The organism is Amycolatopsis sp. lyj-108 (assembly GCF_046549005.1).
Lineage (GTDB): Bacteria > Actinomycetota > Actinomycetes > Mycobacteriales > Pseudonocardiaceae > Amycolatopsis.
Genome location: NZ_JAJPWQ010000014.1, coordinates 93,299 through 112,737 on the forward strand (window position 1 = coordinate 93,299; position 19,439 = coordinate 112,737).

Here is a 19,439-nt window from a genome sequence, read left to right on the forward strand (position 1 = left end):
CCTTGCAAAATTTGCAAGGAAAGGACCTTTCATAGCACTACAAGGACCGAAAGATCAGAGGTGCCGCCCCCACCACTCCAGTACGGCGTCGAACCGCTGCACCCGGTGCCGCGGCAGCCCCGAACGCGTGAGTTCGTGCCCCTCGCCGGGGAACAGCAGGAACTCCGCCGGGACGCCGTTCTGCCGCAGCGCCACGTACATCCGCTGCGCCTGCTCCAGCGGGCATCGCCAGTCCTGTTCGGAGTGCGCGACCATGAACGGGATGTCGATCTTCCCCGCGTAGGTCAGCGGGCTGCGCTTGCGCTGCTCGTCGAGGTCGTCGCCGACGTAACCCCCGGCGAAGAACCAGCCGATGTCGGAACTGCCGACGAACGAGTCCCAGGCGTTGACGGCGCGCTCGCTCCACGCGGCGCGGAACCGGCCGCCGTGGTGCGCGGCGAGCCAGCTGGTCATGAAACCGCCGTACGAGCCGCCCATGACGCCGACGCGATCACTGTCCAAATTGGACATCTTCAGCGCTTCGTCCAGCAGTGCCAGCAGATCGTCCGCGTCCACGGTGCCGAAGCCGTGGACGATGCTCCGGCCGTGGCTTTCGCCGTAGCCCGCGGAACCGCGCGGGTTCCCCAGGATGACGGCGTAGCCCGCTTCCGCGAGCACCTGGGCCTCGTCGAAGACCTTCCATTCGTACGGCGCGAACGGTCCACCGTGGATCATCAGGACCACGGGATGCGGCCCCTCGCCCTCGGGCCGGACGACCCAGCCGTGCACCGGGTAGCCGTCGGGCGCGGTCGTGTCCAGCTCCTCCAGCGGCAGGATCCCGGTGTCCCGCAACGTCTTCGAGTAGTCGGTGAGCACGCGGGGGCCCTCGTCCGACAGCAGCACGACGTCACCGGAGCTCTCGGGCGTCCCGATCACCGCGACGATCCGCGTGCCGTCGACGGCGAACGACTTCACCGCGGCGCGCTCGCCGGCCAGGCAGCGCAACGACTTCAGCTCGGCGAGCTCGGCGTCGAGGGGAACGGCGTGCAGTTCGGCGGCGCCGCGGGTGCGGACCACGACGAGGACCTCGTCGCCGAGGACGACCGGAGGGCTTGCCGCGCTGTCGCAGTCCACCGTTTCGACGTCGGTCAGCCGCCGCGCGGGCGAGGGCTCGTCGCCCGAAGGCCACGGCGCGTGCCAGAGCCCGGTGTTGCGGGCGACGTCCTCCAGGCCGGGGAATTCGGTGCCGTAGAACAGGATCGAACCGTCCGGGGCGGCGACCGGCCGGTCCGCGGTGCCCGGGGTCCGGACCAGGAGCCGGGGTTCGCCACCACCGGCGGGCACGGCGTAGACGTCCGTGCGAACGGTGTCTTCGGCGGCCCAGTCACGCGGCGCGGTGATGAGGACGTGCTCGCCGTCGGCCGTCCACGAGGGATGGTCGACGTCGGCGCGGTCGTCGGTCAGCGGGGTGAGCTCGGCGGGCGCGTCCTCGTCCAACGCGGCGACCGCGTCCACGACGAACAGACGCTGTGGACGGTCGTTGAGGAAGCCGGCGTCGTCGACCCGGTAGAAGAGATTCGTGATGTGCCGCGGCGCTTCTTCTCCCGGCTCCGGCGTTTCGCCGTCCGCGTTCTCCGTGCCGTAGCGGCCCGGCTCGGGCACGCGGGCGACGAAGGCGATCCGGTGGGAATCGGGTGCCCAGACCGGGGCGCTCGCGCCGAGGGGAAGGTCGGTGATCCGCTTCGCGTCACCCCCGGCCGCGGGGATCACGTGCACCTGCGGCTTGGCCGCGCGGCCGGCCCCCTCCCCCGCGCGGAGGAAGGCGACCCACCGGCCGTCCGGGGAGATGGCGGGTGCGGAGTCCTTGGTCCCGTGAGTCCAAGGCCCTTCCCCGCCGCCGCCCTGGTCGACCCTGCGCAGGCCGCCGCGGTAGCTGTTCGTCTTCAGATCAGGCCTGCTCACCGCGGTGAGCAGCAGGTCGCCGCGCAGCGCGGGGATGCCGGGGACCGTCAGGGCTTCGATGTCAACGGGACGCACGGCCCCGACGGTACCCGATCCTTAGCAGCTCTAACTACTGATTGAAGACTCCCGCTCAGCGGCTTCCAGCTTCTTCGCCTTCGAGAGGCTGGCCACCGTCGTCACCGTCAGAACCACGACGATGACACCCAGGGAGACCCAGTTGTTGATGTCCAGCCAGTCCGGCACCACGTGGTACTCGTGCAGCGCGTGCAGGAACAGCTTGGCGCCGATGAAGGCGAGGATCACCGCGAGGCCGTAGGACAGGTACACCAGCTTGGTGACCAGGCCACCGAGCAGGAAGTACAGCTGACGCAGACCCATCAGCGCGAACGCGTTGGCGGTGAAGACCAGGAAGGCCTCCTGCGTGATGCCGAAGATCGCCGGGATCGAGTCGACGGCGAACAGCAGGTCCGCGCTGCCGATCGCGACGATCACCAGGAACATCGGGGTGATCCAGCGCTTGCCGTCCTTCTTCACGAAGGACTTGTGCCCGTGCCACTCGTTGGTGACCGGGAAGAGCTTGCGCACCCAGCGGGTGAGCGCGTTCTCCTCGTATTCCTCTTCTTCGTCCTTGTTGCGGACCATGCTGACCGCGGTCCAGATGAGGATGGCGCCGAAGAGGAAGAAGACCCAGACGAACTGCGCGATCAGCGCGGCGCCCACGGCGATGAACACACTGCGCATGGCGAGCGCGAGCAGGATGCCGATCAGCAGCACCCGGTGCTGGTGGATCGCGGGCACCTTGAACGAGGTCATGATGATCATGAAGATGAACAGGTTGTCGACACTCAGCGAGTACTCGGTGATGTACCCGGTGAAGAACTCGACACCCGGGTCGTGTCCCGCGAAGACCCAGACACCGATGCCGAACGCGACGGCGACGGCGATGTAGAAGACGACCCACCGGGCGGCTTCGCCCGTGGTGACCTCATGCGGCTTGCGATCGACGATGACCAGGTCGAGTGCGATCAGCGCGAGCAGACCGCCGACCGTGGCGATCCATAGCCACAGGGGAACAGACATGTAACCAACCCTCCGGAAAGTGCACAGCAGCAACTAACCGGAGGTCTCTTCCGCCGGTTGCGAAAACCGGCCGACGGTGCCGGGGGCCTATGAAGACCACCGTGCTGACGACACCGCCGCGAAGGAATACTCCCCTCACAGCCGGTCTAGTTTGACCTGTCTGTACGCATGACGCCAGTTAAGGTTGCCCTTGTCACCAAGATGATGGCGTAACTCCCGTCACATCCACCGCTTCTCCCACGTCGGATACCCGTTCTGGTGACGACCTAACGTCACGCTTGTGTGGTCCGTGTGTGCCGGGGAAGCGACTCTCAGGTTCGGTGAAATACGGTCATTCCGTGCCCCGAATCCCGCTCCCTCGTACGCGAGGCGCGAAGCTCATCGCGCTCGCCGCGGTCGTGGTGGTCCTGGCCGCCGCGGCCGTCGTGTGGACGAACAGCGAACCCGCCCCGTCCGCGGTCAAAACCCAGGAAGCGACCCTCGACCTGCCCGAAACCCCGGGTTCGTCCGAAGTCGTCAAGATCGACACGACCACGTACCTCCCCGAGCGGACGCCCGCTCCCGCCGTCCTGCTCGCCCACGGTTTCGGCGGTGACAAGAACAGTGTCGCCACCGAGGCCCGCGAACTCGCCGAAAAGGGCTTCGTCGTGCTCGCCTGGTCCGCGCGCGGCTTCGGCCGCAGCACCGGGAAGATCGCGCTGAACGACCCCGACCGTGAAGTCGCCGACGCCAGGAAGCTGATCGACAGCCTGGCCGCGCGGCCCGAGGTCCTCAGCGAGAACGGCGACCCGAAGGTGGCCGTGTCCGGCGCTTCGTACGGCGGCGCGCTTTCGCTGCTGCTCGCCGGGACCGACAAGCGGGTCGACGCGATCGCGCCGGTGATCACCTACAACGATCTCGCGCAGGGACTCTTCCCGAACGCCGCCTCGGCCTCGCCGTCGGCCGCCACCACCCCGGCCGCCGGCGCGTTCACCGCCGACGGTGTCTTCAAGAAGTCGTGGGCGGGCATCTTCTTCTCCGCCGGTTCCGGCGCGGCGCAGAGCGGCTCCCCCGCGAACGACGCCCCGGAAGCCGGTGACGAGACGAGTGAATCCGGCGCGGCACAGGGCGCGGGCGCGGCGGGTGCCGCGGCGCAGTCCCTGCCGCTCGGCGGCCCGAACGGACAGCGGCCGCCGTCCGGCCCCGCCGACCCTTGTGGACGGTTCACCGCCGACGTCTGCCAGGCCTACACCGAGCTCGCCACCACCGGCAAAGCGAGCCAGAAGACCGTCGACCTGCTCCGCAGGGTCTCCCCCGCGTCCGTGACGGACAAGATCACCGTGCCGACCCTGCTGGTGCAGGGCGAAAGCGACACCTTGTTCGGGTTGGACCAGTCCGACGCGACCGCGCGGCAGATCAGCGCGGCTGGCGGCAAGGTCCGCACGATCTGGTACACCGGCGGCCACGACGGCGGGAAACCGGGACAGAAGCTGCGCGGGCAGATCGCCGACTTCCTCAAGTTCTCGCTCACCGGTCAGGGCACCGACCCCGGCACCGGGTTCAGCTACGACATCCAGGGGACGCTGCGGGCCAACGGCGCGCCTTCGGTCCGGACCGTCACCGCCCCGGCGTACCCGGGTGCCACCGGCGACGCCACCGAACGACGGCCGTTCACCTTGGCAGGCCCGGCCCAGCCGGTCGTCCGGCCCGCCGGCGGCAACCCCGCGGCGGTCAGCGGGATTCCCGGACTGAACGGCGCGGTGGCGGGTTCGTCCCGGCTGTCCGGACTGTTCAGTCTGGACCCGCCGGGGCAGGCCGCGCAGTTCGCGACGCCGCCGCTCGACGCGCAGACGATCGTGGCCGGTTCGTCCACGGTCCGGCTGCGGGTCTCCGCGGATCCGTCCGCCGCGGCACCGCAGAAGGAAGCCGTCCTGTTCGCGAAGCTCTACGACGTCAACTCGGAAGGCGTCCGCACGCTTCCGGCCAATGCCGTCGCACCCTTCCGCGTTTCCGGGTTGCCCGCCGACGGCAGCCCGGTCGAGGTGACGGTGACCCTGCCGGGCATCGTGCGGCCACTGGAGGCCGGGCACACGCTCCGGCTGGTCGTCGGCACGACGGACCAGGCGTTCTCGACACCGGTCGAGCCCGCGGTGTTCCGGATCGAGCTGGCGGACGGCGGACAGCTCGGCGTCCCGGTCGTCCCCGGCAACTCGGTCGGCGCGGGCGCGCCCATCGCGCAGCTGCTCGGGATCGCCGGAGCGCTGCTCGCGGGCATCGTGATCACGGTGATCGCCGCGTTCCGCCGCCGCCGTGCCCACGACGTCGACGAGAGCCTGGCGAAGACGCCGCTGGTGATCGAAGGTCTCCACAAGGCCTACGCGGGCGGTTTCGTCGCGGTGAAGGATCTGTCCTTCCGGGTCGAACCCGGTCAGGTGCTCGGCCTGCTCGGGCCGAACGGCGCGGGCAAGACGACGACCCTGCGCATGCTGATGGGCCTCATCACGCCGACCGCGGGCACCATCCGCGTCTTCGGCCACCTGATCGCGCCCGGCGCGCCGGTGCTCTCCCGGATCGGGTCCTTTGTGGAGGGTTCGGGCTTCCTGCCGCATCTGTCCGGCAAGGAGAACCTGGAGCTGTACTGGGCGAGCACGGGCAGGCCGAGGGAGAAGGCGCACTTCGCCGAGGCACTGGAGATCGCCGGGCTCGGCGACGCGGTGAACCGGCGGGTCCGCACCTACAGCCAGGGCATGCGGCAGCGGCTCGCGATCGCACAGGCGATGCTCGGCCTGCCGGAGCTCATGGTGCTCGACGAACCGACCAACGGACTCGACCCGCCACAGATCCACCAGATGCGCGAGGTGCTCCAGCGCTACGCGGCGACCGGACGCACCGTGGTGGTCTCGAGCCACCTGCTGGCCGAGGTCGAGCAGACCTGTACGCACGTGGTCGTGATGCACCGCGGCATGCTGGTCGCCTCGGGTGAGGTCGGCGAACTGGCCGCGTCCAGCGGTGAAGCGACGTTCCGCGTCGACAAGCCCGCCGAAGCGGCCGAAGCGCTGCGGAAGGTCGGCGGCGTTTCCGGCGTCGACGTCGACGGCGAACTTGTCCACGCGGATCTCGACGGTCTCGCCCGCGCCGACGCGGTCGCCGCCCTGGTGCGAGCCGGGGTCGCGGTCGAGCAGGCCGGACCGCGGCGCCGTCTGGAAGACGCGTTCCTGCAGCTGGTCGGAGAGGACTCGAAGGGTGAGTAAGACCAATGGTTCCGGCCCGGCGACCCGGGTGGATCACGGCGTGCACACCGATCCGGCGGCACTGCTGGAGCTGACCGAGGTCGCGTCGCACGAACCGACCGAGGTCGGCCCGGACGGGGCGGTGGCGGGTTACCGCGCCGACCGGACGCTGCGGCTCGGCGTCGAACTGAAACGTCAGCTCAAACGCCGCCGGACCCAGTTCATGCTCGGGTTCGTCGCGTTGCTGCCGTTCATCCTGGTGATCGCGTTCGAGATCGGGCAGGCCAACCCGAACCGCCGCAGCGGCGGCTTCGTCGACCTCGCCACCGCGAGCGCACCGAACTTCGTGGTCCTCGCGCTGTTCGTCTCCGGGACGTTCCTGCTCCCGATGATCGTGGCGTTGTTCTACGGCGACACGATCGCGAGCGAGGCGTCGTGGTCGAGCCTGAAGTACCTGCTCGCGATGCCGGTTCCCCGGCATCGGGTGCTGCGGCAGAAGGCGATCGTCTCCGGCATCCTCTCCGCGGTCGCGCTGATCCTGTTGCCGCTGGTGTCGCTGGTGGTCGGCGTCGTCTGGTACGGCGCGGGCGACGCGATCAGCCCGACCGGCGACGCGGTGTCGTTCGGCGACAGCCTCGTGGCCATGGGGCTGGCGACGATCTACATCATCCTGCAGCTGGCATGGGTGGCCGGGCTGGCGATGCTGCTCTCGGTCGCCACCGACGCCCCGCTGGGCGCCGTCGGCGGCGCGGTGATCGTCGCGATCGTTTCGCAGATCCTCGACCAGATCACCGCCCTCGAAGGGCTGCGGGACTATCTGCCGACGCATTTCGCGTTCTCGTGGATGGACCTGATCTCCACCGACATCGACTGGACGAACATGGCCAACGGCATGTTGTCGGCGGCGTTGTACGGCACGGTGTTCTTCCTCCTCGCCGGTCGCCGGTTCGCGACGAAGGACATCACCAGCTGAGAGCGTTTCCGCACCGGAAAAGCACCGGGGTCCACCGGGAAGACGAAAACTTCTTCCCAGGTGGGCCCCGGTTTTCACTGGCCGTGGCGACCTTCACCCATTAGCGCCGGTAACCGGTGTTTCATGCGCATGAGAACATCGATTTTCCGATCATCGACTCATTGGGTGAAAACCTCGCTTTCATCTTCGGAGACCTCCGGGAAATCCTTATCTTCAGTGAAAGGTGCCAACGCGAGAAGAAAGCGGGGACTCACGCCATGACCCAGTCGATCGAGATCCCGGTCCAGGAATTCTCTCTTGATTGGACGATGAGCTCCGGCAAGGGCGGCCGGGTCGGCTTCGCCGTCTCGGGTCAGGTGACACTCCTCGACAACAAGCGGTTCTACAAGATCGACGGGGTCCTCTACATCTCCGAGGGCAGCGCCTACTGCCGCGACATCGGCAACCCGCATCTGTTCGTGCGCCGCAACGGCGTCGAGGAAAGCGGCAGGCAGTGGGGCTGGGAGACCATCTGCAACCGCAAGTCCAGCAGCAGGCTCTGCGCGATGGACGCGTACTTCGTCCGCACCGGCTACTGGGCGCCCGCCGACCGGGCCATCCAGCTGAGCATCGGCGCCGAGACCGGCTGGAACCGCAAGCGGTCCTACAGCCCGACGATCACCGTGCGCCTCGCGGACTGAGACGTGACCTCGAACTGGGGTCGGCCGGTCAGGTAAGGGCACGCGCGCGCGTTTCTCTTCGGCCGAAGGCCTCGGGTTTGCGGAGGCGGGCCGCTGATGCGGCTGGGTGAGTGGACAGCCCACGCCGCGGCCCGGCTGCGGAAATCCGAAAGCGCGCTTGAGAGACACGGACTGAGACCGATCCACTGTAGATCTCCGCCTGCTCCGGTACGGTCGGCCCATGGCCACCTCCTCGATCCACGTGGACGACGAAGGCGGGATCGCCGTCGTCACCCTGCGGCACGGCAAGGCGAACACCCTCGACACCGAGTTCTGCCAGGAACTGGCCGTCCGGCTCGAAGACGTACAGCTCGGCGGGTATCGCGGTGTCGTCTTGACCGGTACCGGCGGCATCTTCTCGGCGGGGGTCGACCTGCGGCGGGTGCACGACGGCGGCGCGGGCTACCTCGAAGACTTCCTGCCCGCGCTGTCGGACGCGTTCCTCTCGGTGTTCGGCTTCCCCGGCCCGGTGGTCGCGGCCGTCAACGGCCACGCGATCGCCGGCGGGGCGGTACTCGCCGCCGCCTGCGACCGCCGGATCCTCGCCGACGGTCCGAGCCGGGTCGGGATCACCGAGTTGCTCGTCGGTGTGCCGTTCCCGTTGGCGGCGCTGGAGATCCTGCGCTCCGGGTTCGGCGCGGACGTCCTCGCCGAACTCGCGTTCCTCGGCGAAACCCACCTTCCCGAGGACGCGCTCCGGCTCGGCCTGGTGAACGAGGTGACCACGCCCGAGAACGTCGTCGGGCGGGCGGTGGAGGTGGCCAAGAAGCTCGCCGAGATCCCCGCGGCCGCGTACGCGCACACGAAGGCGCAGCTGCACCGGCCGTTCCACGAGCGGATCGCCGAACACCGCACCGGCGACGACGCCCACGTCCTCGAACTTTGGAGCTCCCCCGAAGCACTCGCGGCCATCAAGGCCTACGTGGACCGGGTGCTCGGCGGCCGGGCCTGATCTTCAGGCTCGACCGGATAGGCGATTGCCCACCGACGGCGACTCTGTGAGTATCCGACCGCTCAACAGGTCCCGATGGGGAGGGCATGGATGCGGAAGCTCACGGCCGCGTGGTCGGTTCTGGCGATCACCGTTCTCGCACTGGCCGGGCTCACCCCGGCCGCGCAGGCGGCACCCGAGGACGTCAAAGACGCGTTGGGCCGGATCCCCGGCCTGACCGTCGTCTCGGAGAATCCGGCGCCGACCGGGTACCGGTTCTTCAAACTCACCTACACCCAGCCGGTCGACCACCGCAGGCCCGACCGCGGCAGCTTCCAGCAGCGATTCACCTTGCTGCACAAGGAATACCGCTCGCCGACCGTGGTGTACACGAGCGGGTACAACGTCTCGCAATCGCCCAACCGCTCGGAGCCGACACAGCTCGTCGACGGCAACCAGCTGTCGATGGAGTACCGGTTCTTCACCCCCTCCCGGCCGGAACATCCCGACTGGGGCAAGCAGCTGACGATCTGGCAGGCCGCCGCCGACCAGCACCGCGCCGTCGAGGCGTTCAAGCGGATCTATCCGGGCAAGTGGCTCGCGACCGGCGGCAGCAAGGGCGGCATGACGGCGACCTACTTCCGTAGGTTTTTCCCGGACGATGTCGACGCGACGATCCCGTACGTCGCGCCCAACGACGTCATCAACTCGCACGATCGCTACAACCGGTTCCTGGCGAACGTCGGCGACGATCCGGCCTGCCGTTCGGCGCTGAAGGCGATCCAGCGTGACGTGCTGACCCGGCGTCCGGAGTTCACGGCACTCGCCGCCGCCGACGCGGCCAAGAACGGCTACACGTTCAAGACCGTCGGCTCGGCCGATGTGTCGCTGGAGATCTCGGTGATCGACTCGTACTTCGCCTTCTGGCAGTACCAGAGGCAGGCGGACTGCGCGACCATCCCGAAGGCCGGGTCTCCGGCGGCCGAGGTCTACGCCTGGTTCGAACGCGTCGAGAGTCTCAACACCTACTCCGACCAGAACCTCGAAATCTATGTCCCGTACTACTTCCAGGCTTCCTACCAGCTCGGCGCCCCCGAGTCCTATGAGGGCTATCTCCGGGATCTGCTGCGCTACCCGGGCTCCAACGTGTCGCGGACGTTCGTGCCGAAGTCCGTCGACATCCCGCGGTTCGACCACCTGGCGATGCCGGACATCGACTTCTGGGTGAAGTCGCAGGGGAAGCGGCTGATGTTCGTCTACGGCGGGAACGACCCGTGGGGTGCCGAACCGTTCCGGCTCGGCTTCGGCACGAAGGATTCCTACAGCTACACGGTGGAGGGCGGGAACCACGGCGCCCGGATCTCGCAGCTTCCCGCGGCTCAGGCCGCGGAGGCGACGAACACCGTACGGCGCTGGGCCGGGCTGCCTCCGGTTTCGCCCGGCGTGACCACCCGTTCGGCGCCCGCCGGCTTCCCGGACTTCGACGCCGACCTGACCATGCTGGAACGCCGCCGCCTCTGACCGGCCGTCGTGAGTGGCAAGGACGGTCAGGGACAAGGGGTACGTGCTGCCGGTGCGCGGGTGGCGGTTTCGCGTGACTGAACGGACGACACACGTGTTGGGAGGGACGACACGCGTGTCGTCCGGCTAGTCACGTGACATCGCTGGTGCTGGACCTTGTGAGTGGTGAGGACGGTTAGAGCAAGGGCGGCTCAGGTACTCATGTGGATTCCGGCCGCGATTGATGCCAGGCCCGATCCGACCTTCACGCCTTCCCCAGTACATGAAGGACCCCTTCCTTGCGCCTGGCGCAAGGAAGGGGTCCTTCATGTACCTCAGGCGGGCAAGGTCACCGGTGCCGAGCCGTGCGGCTACTTGATGCCTGCCGCGTCCATTCCGCGCAGTTCCTTCTTGAGGTCGGAGACCTCGTCGCGCAGCCGGGCGGCCAGTTCGAACTGCAGGTCGCGCGCGGCCTGCATCATCTGGTCGGTCATCTGCTGGATGAGGTCGGCGAGTTCGGCGCGCGGCATCCCGGCGACGTTCTTGTCGGCGAGCATCCCGGAGCTGCGCACGCGATCGCCCTGCTCGGGCTTCTTGCCGCGTGAGGAGTTCCGGCCCGAACCGCCGACGGCGACGGATTCCGTGTCCTCGGCTTCGCTGTAGACGCGGTCCAGGATGTCGGCGATCTTCTTCCGCAGCGGCTGCGGATCGACGCCGCGCTCCTCGTTGTAGGCGACCTGCTTGGCGCGGCGGCGATCGGTCTCGTCGATGGCGTGCCGCATCGAGTCGGTGATCTTGTCCGCGTACATGTGCACCTCGCCCGACACGTTTCGCGCCGCGCGGCCGATCGTCTGGATCAGTGACGTGCCGCTCCGGAGGAAGCCCTCCTTGTCCGCGTCGAGGATCGCGACCAGCGAGACCTCGGGCAGGTCGAGACCCTCACGGAGCAGGTTGATGCCGACCAGCACGTCGTAATCGCCCGCACGCAGCTGCCGCAGCAGCTCGATCCGGCGCAACGTGTCGACCTCGGAGTGCAGGTACCGCACCCGGATCCCCAGCTCGAGCAGGTAGTCGGTGAGGTCCTCGGACATCTTCTTGGTGAGCGTGGTGACCAGGACGCGCTCGTCCTTCTCCGCCCGGTCGCGGATCTCGTGCACCAGGTCGTCGATCTGGCCTTCGGTGGGCTTCACGACCACCTTCGGGTCGATCAGGCCGGTGGGCCGGATGACCTGCTCGACGAACTCGCCACCGGCCTGGCCCATCTCGTACGGCCCCGGCGTCGCCGACAGGTACACCGTCTGCCCGATCCGGTCGCTGAACTCCTCCCAGGTCAGCGGCCGGTTGTCGACCGCGCTGGGCAGCCGGAAACCGAACTCGACCAGGTTCCGCTTCCGCGACATGTCGCCTTCGTACATGCCGCCGATCTGCGGGACGGTCTGGTGCGACTCGTCGATGACCAGCAGGAAGTCGTCCGGGAAGTAGTCGATCAGGGTGGCGGGCGCGGTTCCCGCACCGCGGCCGTCGATATGCCGTGAATAGTTCTCGATCCCGGAGCAGAAGCCGACCTGGCGCATCATCTCGATGTCGTACGCGGTGCGCATCCGCAGCCGCTGGGCCTCGAGCAGCTTGCCCTGCTTCTCCAGCTCGGCCAGCCGCTGCTCCAGCTCGGCTTCGATGCCGTGGATGGCCTTCTCCATCCGCTCCGGACCCGCGACGTAGTGCGTGGCCGGGAAGATGCGGACCTCGTCGACCTCTTTCACGATGTCGCCGGTGAGCGGGTGCAGGTAGTACAGCTTCTCGATCTCGTCGCCGAAGAACTCGACGCGGATCGCCAGCTCCTCGTACGCCGGGATGATCTCGACCGTGTCGCCGCGGGCGCGGAAGGTGCCGCGCGCGAAGGCGATGTCGTTGCGGGTGTACTGCACGTCCACCAGCGCGCGGAGGAAGACGTCCCGGTCGAGCTGCTCGCCGACCTTCAGCTTCGAAGACCGGTCCAGATACGACTGTGGCGTGCCGAGGCCGTAGATGCACGAGACGCTCGCGACCACGATGACGTCGCGCCGCGACAGCAGGTTCATCGTCGCCGAGTGCCGCAGCCGCTCGACGTCGTCGTTGATCGACGAGTCCTTCTCGATGTAGGTGTCCGTCTGCGCGATGTACGCCTCGGGCTGGTAGTAGTCGTAATAGCTGACGAAGTATTCGACCGCGTTGTGCGGGAACAACTCCCTCAGCTCGTTCGCCAGCTGCGCGGCCAGCGTCTTGTTCGGCGCCATCACCAGCGTCGGACGCTGGACGCGCTCGATCAGCCAGGCCGTCGTCGCCGACTTGCCGGTGCCCGTGGCGCCGAGCAGCACGACGTCCTTCTCACCCGCGTTGACCCGGCGTTCGAGCTCGTCGATGGCCGCCGGCTGGTCACCGGCGGGCTTGTAGTCACTGACGACCTCGAACCGGCCGCCGGTCCGGGGGATGTCGGTGACGGGCCGGTGGTCCGAGTGGGCGAGTACGGGGTGTTCGGTTGCGAAAGCCACGTCCTCAAGAGTAAGCGCTGGGTCCGACAGTTTCCGTTTCGCCTGGTCGGATCAGCAGGAACAGTCACAGCAGTTACAGCAGTCACAACCGTCACAGTTGTTGCACCAGGCCTCGTGTGGCTTCCCGCTCCACGCCCCGGGGAACGGGTCCCGGCAGCAGAACTGGCACGAACAGCACATGTAGGTCGCCACCGCGCAACCGAAGAAGAACCCCCTCGGCCGAGCGGGCACCCGGAACTTCGGCGTCCAGCAGCAACCGCCCTGACCGTCGGTCGGCGCGCCGCCGTGCTTCCGTTTCTTCTTCGGCGGTTCCTGCGGCGGGCCTCCGCCACCGGGAGCGCCCGGCGGCGGAGGCGGCGGCTGGTAACCGCCCTGCGGGTACTGCTGGGGCGGATAGGGCTGGTGGGGATGCTGCTGCGGCTGGGGGCCGGGCCCGATCCAGCCCGGCGGCGGCTGCTGCGGACCGTGGCCGTGGCCGGTGAGGTTGTGCCCGAAAGCGCGCCGCACCGCCTGCCGCAGTTCGTGGACCAGCAGCGCGTGCACCAGCTTGGGCTGATCGAACCTCACCTCGCGAAGGGCGAGTTCGACGCCGAGCACGGCGTCGTCGCACAGCCGTCGTGCCTCGGCGAGCCCGGTCCCGGTGGCCGTCAGCGGGTTCCACGCGCCGGCGGCCTCGTCCTCGGCGAGGTCCTCGACGGCGTCGAGCAGATGCGCGGCCCTGCCGAACAGGCGTCCGGCCTCGGCCAGCGGCGCGGCGTTCTCCGGACGGCCCGCCAGCACGGCGGTGTGGGCGAACGCGGCGGCCGTCGCCAGTTCGGCGGGTTCGGTGGCGAGGACGGCCGAATCACCGAGGCGGACGGCGTTTTCGATCTCGGCCTGACGGTCGACGGCCTCGGTCAGGACCGCCGTGTCGAATCCGACCCGGATGCCCGTGCGGCTCCCCTGATCCGCCCATCGCGTCGCGACCCGCCTCGCGGCGAGAGCGACGGAACGCCGCGCGAAGGCACCGTCACGGTCTTCGACGTGGTCACTGATCTTGGCCGACGCCAGCACCAGGGAGACCGCCGCCGCGAGCTGGGCCCCGCCGCCCTTCGCGACTGACGTTCCCTTCATCGCGCGAAGCGGGCAAGGGCCGGCGTCGCGCCGTCCCTCCGCACGCGGCGACTGGGCTTCGACGAGCGCCGAGATGATCAAGCCGTCGTAATTCGTCACCATTCGGGCGAGTTGTCCGTGTTCGTCGCGCAACGCCAGGCAAAGGCCGCACAGGTGGGCGAGCCAGTCCGCGTGCAGGCCCGCGGAAAGCCGGTGGCGGCACGGCCTGATGATCCCGAACATACTTTGACTCCCACTCACCCTTATGGCGGAACCAGCGCACCTTATCCGGCCGTGCGGCGCTACTCCCCCGGAACCGCGAAACCGTGATCGTCCACCCGGTTGGGCGGTGTTCGCGGACGTCGGCGCCTTCCAAGATGGGCGCATGACCGCGCTGCACCCGCCCAAGGTCGAGTACTTCGACCCGGCCGCGAAGACCAACACCGACCCCAAGGGCGTCGTGAGGGACGTCGACGAATACCGCGAAGAGCCCTTTGGCCTCTACATGGCGCGGCCTGCCCCTGGGCGGCGACAGTTCCACTACATCGAGTCCTGGCTGCTGCCGGAACTCGGCCTCCGGATCACCGATTTCTGGTTCAACCCCGGCCACGAACGCGATCAGGACTTCTATCTCGACGTCGTCGATGTCCGCCGCGAGGACGGTGTCTGGGTCGCCACCGATCTCTATCTGGACCTCGTCCTGCGGGACAAGAAGTCCGTCCAGGTGATCGACACCGACGAACTCCTCGCCGCGGTCACCGGCGGGCTGCTCTCCCCCGCCGACGGCGAACGGGCACTCGGGGTCAGTCACACGACCGTCGACGGGCTGGCCTCCCACGGCCACGACCTGCGCGACTGGCTGTCCACAAAGGACATAGCACTCGGCTGGCGACGGCACTGACCGGCCGTCATCCATCGTTCGGTTGATTCCGCCTCATCCCTTCGATGAGCGGATCCCGACCGGCCGACGGATTCCCGGGAAGCCGCCCACGCGGGACTCTCGATCACGGGTGAAACCGATCGAGAGGGGGCGGATACCCGTGGTCATCGAGACCGAGGGACTCCGGGAACGGTCCGGTGAGCGGGAACGTACGGAAGTCGCGCCGTTCGCCAGGGCACCGGTGCTGGCGATCGCCGGGGCGATGGGGGCGGTACTGGCGGCGACGGCCGGCCGCTACGGCTACTTCGGCGACGAACTGTACTTCCTGGCGGCCGGTCGGCATCTGGACTGGGGGTATGCCGACCAGCCGCCGTTGTTGCCGCTCCTGGCGCGGCTGATGGACACGTTCGGCGCCGATTCTCCGTTCGTCCTGCGGATCCCGGCGATGCTGGCGATGGTCGCGGGCGTCGTGCTCACCGCCTTGATCGCCAGGGAACTGGGCGGCGGCCGCAGGGCGCAGATGATCGCGGCGGCGGCCTTCGCGGTGTCCCTCCAGATGCTCGGCAGCGGGCACTACCTGGCGACCAGCACGATCGACCCGTTCCTGTGGACGCTGCTGCTCTGGCTGCTCGTCCGATGGATACGGATCCGCGCGGACAGGCTCCTGATCTGGAGCGGCGTGGCGACCGGATTCGCGCTGAACACGAAGTTCCTCATCGGGGCGTTCTGGATCGTCGCGCTGGTCGCCGCGGTGGCCTTCGGTCCCCGCGATCTCCTCCGCCGTCCGGCGCTCTGGCTCGGCGCGCTGATCGCCGCCGCGATGATCGCGCCCACCCTCGTGTGGCAAGCGGCCAACGGCTGGCCACAGCTGACGATGGGCGCGGCGATCTCCCGGGAGGTCTCGGCAGGCTGGGGCGGACGGGCCACGTTCGTCCCGACCTTGGTGATGAGCGCGGGTGTGCCGATCGGGATGATCCTGGTCTGCTACGGACTGTGGCGGCTGCTGCGATCCGAACGCCTGCGGCCGTACCGGTTCCTGGGGTGGACGGCGCTCGGCGTGCTCGCGGTGTTCCTGCTGGCGAACGGCCGTTACTACTACGCGGCGGGGATGTTCGCCCCGCTGTTCGCCGCCGCGGCGGTGGAGATCGAAGCGGGCCGGGCGTCGAAGTACTGGCGCTGGATCGCCACCTGGCCGGTGTATCTGGTGGCCGCGGTGATCGCGATCCCGCAGGCGCTTCCGATCCTCCCGCGGTCGGCCATGGCGACCGCACCGGAGTGGGTGCGACCGATCTTCGCCGACGAGGAGATCGGCTGGCGGGAGATCACGGAGTCGGTGGCACAGGCGTACCGGGCCGCTCCCGATCCACCCCATACGGGCATCATCGCGGCGAGGTACTGGCAGGCCAGTGCGATCGACCACTATGGACCGGAGCTCGGGCTTCCGTCGCCGTCGAGTCCGAACCGCGGCTACGTGACGCTGCCGAGGCCGCCGGAATCGGCACGCGACATCCTGTTCGTCGGGAACGACCCTTCGGGACTTGTGCCGTACTTCACGCGAGTGCGCGAGGTCGGCGCGCTCGACAACCGGGCGGGGATCCGGAACGTGAGTCAGGGCATGAAAATCTGGCTGGCCACCGGCCGGAACGGGCCCTGGGACACGATCTGGCCGAAGCTCGCGGACTGGGGCTTCTGAGCCTCGCCGGTCCTCTCACGACCGACGCGCCACGTCGGTGGCACGTAAGGTGCGAGAGGACCGGCACCCGAGTGATCTGCGAGGAATGGATGGAAGCCGCCCACGCGGCCGAAACACCGACCGTGTCCGGCGCGGCGTTCGCCCGGCTCCCAGTGGCGTTGCTCGCCGCCGCGGCCGCGGCGGCCCTGCTGGCGACGGCGTGGCGGTACGGCTACTTCGGCGACGAACTGTACTTCCTCTCGGCCGGCAAGAGGCTGGCCTGGGGGTACGCCGACCAGCCGCCGGTGCTCCCGTTCCTGGCTCTGCTGATGGATTCGCTCGCACCGGGCAACGTCTTCGTCTTCCGGCTCCCCGCCGTCCTCGCGACGGCCGCCGGTGTGGTGTTCACCGGGCTCATCGCCTACGAGATGGGCGGGGATCGCCGGGCACAGACCCGCGCCGCCGCCGCGTACGCGATCTGCGGACAGTTCCTCGGCAGCGGGCACTACCTGGCCACCTCGACGATCGACCCGGCCCTGTGGGCACTCATCGTGTGGCTGCTCGTGCGGTGGATGCGGACGCGGGACGACAACCTGTTGCTGTGGCTGGGCGTGGCGACCGCCGTCGCGCTCAACGTCAAGCTCCTCGTCGCGACGTTCTGGGTCGCCGCCGGGGTCGCGATCCTGGTCTTCGGGCCGCGGGTTCTCTTGCGCAGGCCCAAACTCTGGATCGGCGCGGGTATCGCCGCGCTCTCCCTCGTGCCCACCCTCTGGTGGCAGGCCGCGAACGACTGGCCGCAACTGGAGATGGGCGACGTCATCGCCCACGAGACCACCGGCGGCTGGAGCGGCCGCGCCGGCTTCCTGCCCGCCCTGCTGACCGGCGCCGGGCTCGGCATCGGCGTCGTCGGCGTCCTTTATGGACTCTGGGTCCTGCTGTTCTCGGCGAGGATGCGCGAGTTCCGGTTCCTCGGCTGGACCGCCGTCGGCGTGATCGCGCTCTTCATCCTGTCCAACGGCCGGTACTACTACGCGGCGGGCATGTTCGGCGTCCTCTGGGCGGGTGCGGCCGTCCATTTCGGACAGGTGAAGCCGTCCCGATGGTTCCGCTGGGTCCCGACCTGGCCGGTGTTCCTGCTTTCCGCGCTGTACACCCTCCCCTACGCGTTGCCGGTGTGGCCCGCCGCTTGGCTCGCGGAAGGCCGGGACGTACCGCGCCCGGCGTACGCGCTGGAGGAGATCGGCTGGCCGGACCTCGCCCGTTCGGTCGCGGACGCCTATCACCGGCTCCCGCCGGAACAGCGGGAGCGCACCACACTCGTCACGGCCGGGTACTGGCAGGCCGGCGCGCTGGACCGGTACGGCGCCGACTACGGGCTGCCCGCCGTGTACAGCCCCAGCCGGGGTTTCTGGTACTTCGGGCACCCGCCGGAGACCGCGGACAGCGTCCTGTTCGTCGGGCCCGATCCGGCGCGGCTGCTGCGTTCGTTCACCGACGCCCGGATCGTCGCCCGCGTGGACAACGCGGCAGGCGTCCGCAACGTGAGCCGCGGGATGCCGATCTGGCTGGTCACCGGCCACACCGAAGCCTGGGCGACGGCGTGGCCGGGTCTGCGGGAATTCCGGGTCTGACCAGGGTTACGGGGTCCAGCCGGTCGACTTGGCCCAGGCATCGGCCCGTGTGAAGGCCGCGTCGACCCAGAACTGCTTCTCGTCGGTGTACTGCTCGACAGTCCCGTCGCCGGCGTGCTTCGCGGCCATGGCGTTCTTGACCGCGGCGTAGGCGTCGCGTTCGTCCGGGTTCCGCCGCAGCCATTCCGGGAACAGCAGCGCGAGCCGCCAGGCCGGTGTCTCCTGGGAGCGGACGTGCAGGTTGACCGGGCGGCGCGGATCTCCACCGAAGTGGAACCGCTTCGGCCAAGTCCCCTCTTCGCCGTGCGCGTCGTCGAACCATTCGCCTTCCGCGCGCGGGAACCCGGCGTCGGACAGCCGTTCGGCCAGCTCATCGGCCTTGTCCAAAGTGGACACCGTCAGCTGGAGGTCGAGGATGTCCTTGGCGGGCAGCCCCGGCACGGAGGTCGAACCGATGTGATCGACCCGCACGGCGTCGTCACCGGTCACCACACGGATCCGCGCGAGCGCCCGCTCGGCCTGCACCGGCCAGGTCTCGTCGTACGGCGCGATCTTCGGCGACATCGGCGCACGCGGCTTGCGAAGCCGCACGTTCGCCTCGAACGGGGTCAGCCTGTCCGCCCACAGCGCGTCGACGTCGGCGAGCACGATGTCGGGCGCTCCGCTGTTGTCGAACCAGACGTCGGCAACGGCCCGGCGCTGATCGGTCGTCGCCTGCGCCTTGATCCGGGCACGCGCGTCGGTCTCGGCCATGCCCCGCGCCTCGACCAGGCGGCGGACGCGGACCTCCTCCGGCGCGTCGACCATGACGACGAGGTGGTACATCGGCGCGAGCCCGCCTTCGACCAGCAGCGGGATGTCGTGGACGATGATCGCGTCCGGCGACGCGGCCGCCATCAACTCCGCGGTCCTGGCGCCGACCCTCGGATGGACGATCGAGTTCAACCGCTTGCGGGACTCCTCGTCGGCGAACGCCTTGGCGGCGAGCGCGCCCCGATCGAGCGAACCGTCGGAGGTGAGAATGTCTTCGCCGAACGCCTCGACGAGCTCGGCGAGCCCCGGCGTCCCCGGCTCGACGACCTCCCTGGCGATCTTGTCGGAGTCGATGAGGACGGCGCCGTGCTCGGAAAGCCGGTTCGCCACCGTCGATTTTCCGGCGCCGATTCCGCCGGTCAGGCCCACACGCAGCATGCCGGTCAGCCTAGTGGCGCGACCCTGGCCGACCGCTCAGGGTCACGGAACGGCCACTCCGGGCACAGCCGGATGCAAAACGCAAGTTCATA

At 68.9% G+C, this 19,439-nt stretch carries 13 protein-coding genes; 8 read left to right on the forward strand and 5 right to left on the reverse strand.

Going from position 1 to position 19,439, the window contains the following annotated elements; translation table 11 throughout:
• Positions 1-54: 54 nt before the first annotated feature.
• Positions 55-2,016, reverse strand: coding sequence for a S9 family peptidase (locus ACLJO0_RS37585; RefSeq protein WP_410584141.1), 1,962 nt, complete (start codon positions 2,014-2,016; stop codon positions 55-57).
• A 30-nt stretch (positions 2,017-2,046) separates the two neighbouring features.
• A complete protein-coding gene (locus ACLJO0_RS37590; RefSeq protein WP_410584143.1) occupies positions 2,047-3,021 on the reverse strand; it encodes a TerC family protein in 975 nt (324 codons plus the stop codon).
• Positions 3,022-3,341: 320 nt separating this feature from the next.
• On the opposite strand from ACLJO0_RS37590, the gene ACLJO0_RS37595 reads away from it, so the two are divergent.
• From ACLJO0_RS37595 to ACLJO0_RS37615, 5 genes are all read left to right on the forward strand, one after another.
• Complete coding sequence (locus ACLJO0_RS37595; protein WP_410584145.1) at positions 3,342-6,251, forward strand: alpha/beta fold hydrolase; 2,910 nt, start codon at positions 3,342-3,344, stop codon at positions 6,249-6,251.
• Positions 6,244-7,203, forward strand: a complete 960-nt coding sequence (locus ACLJO0_RS37600; protein ID WP_199746595.1) for an ABC transporter permease — start codon at positions 6,244-6,246, stop codon at positions 7,201-7,203. The genes ACLJO0_RS37595 and ACLJO0_RS37600 overlap by 8 nt, the downstream gene beginning before the upstream one ends.
• Before the next feature lie 257 nt (positions 7,204-7,460).
• Positions 7,461-7,883, forward strand: a complete 423-nt coding sequence (locus ACLJO0_RS37605; RefSeq protein ID WP_125783180.1) for a hypothetical protein — start codon at positions 7,461-7,463, stop codon at positions 7,881-7,883.
• A 220-nt stretch (positions 7,884-8,103) separates the two neighbouring features.
• The gene (locus ACLJO0_RS37610; protein ID WP_410584148.1) at positions 8,104-8,874 is read left to right on the forward strand and encodes an enoyl-CoA hydratase/isomerase family protein; all 771 of its coding nucleotides are present in this window, start codon (positions 8,104-8,106) and stop codon (positions 8,872-8,874) included.
• Positions 8,875-8,964: 90 nt separating this feature from the next.
• On the forward strand, positions 8,965-10,374 hold the full coding sequence (locus ACLJO0_RS37615; protein WP_410584150.1) for a S28 family serine protease: 1,410 nt from the start codon (positions 8,965-8,967) through the stop codon (positions 10,372-10,374).
• Between the two features lie 350 nt (positions 10,375-10,724).
• Here ACLJO0_RS37615 and uvrB read toward each other — a convergent pair whose 3' ends face one another.
• Both uvrB and ACLJO0_RS37625 read right to left on the reverse strand, forming a co-directional pair.
• Positions 10,725-12,881 (reverse strand): excinuclease ABC subunit UvrB, encoded by a 2,157-nt coding sequence (gene uvrB / locus ACLJO0_RS37620; RefSeq protein WP_125795343.1) that lies wholly within the window; start codon positions 12,879-12,881, stop codon positions 10,725-10,727.
• A 51-nt stretch (positions 12,882-12,932) separates the two neighbouring features.
• The gene (locus ACLJO0_RS37625; protein ID WP_410584153.1) at positions 12,933-14,216 is read right to left on the reverse strand and encodes a DUF5685 family protein; all 1,284 of its coding nucleotides are present in this window, start codon (positions 14,214-14,216) and stop codon (positions 12,933-12,935) included.
• A gap of 142 nt (positions 14,217-14,358) precedes the next feature.
• Between ACLJO0_RS37625 and ACLJO0_RS37630 the strand changes: the two genes are divergently transcribed.
• From ACLJO0_RS37630 to ACLJO0_RS37640, 3 genes are all read left to right on the forward strand, one after another.
• Positions 14,359-14,874: a DUF402 domain-containing protein gene (locus ACLJO0_RS37630; protein ID WP_410584155.1), complete on the forward strand. Its 516-nt coding sequence runs from the start codon at positions 14,359-14,361 to the stop codon at positions 14,872-14,874.
• 139 nt (positions 14,875-15,013) lie between these two features.
• Positions 15,014-16,546 (forward strand): ArnT family glycosyltransferase, encoded by a 1,533-nt coding sequence (locus ACLJO0_RS37635; RefSeq protein ID WP_410584157.1) that lies wholly within the window; start codon positions 15,014-15,016, stop codon positions 16,544-16,546.
• Positions 16,547-16,635: 89 nt separating this feature from the next.
• Positions 16,636-18,156 (forward strand): ArnT family glycosyltransferase, encoded by a 1,521-nt coding sequence (locus ACLJO0_RS37640; RefSeq protein WP_410584159.1) that lies wholly within the window; start codon positions 16,636-16,638, stop codon positions 18,154-18,156.
• 6 nt (positions 18,157-18,162) lie between these two features.
• On the opposite strand, the gene coaE is transcribed toward ACLJO0_RS37640, so the two are convergent.
• A complete protein-coding gene (coaE, locus tag ACLJO0_RS37645; protein WP_410584161.1) occupies positions 18,163-19,347 on the reverse strand; it encodes a dephospho-CoA kinase in 1,185 nt (394 codons plus the stop codon).
• Positions 19,348-19,439 lie beyond the last annotated feature (92 nt).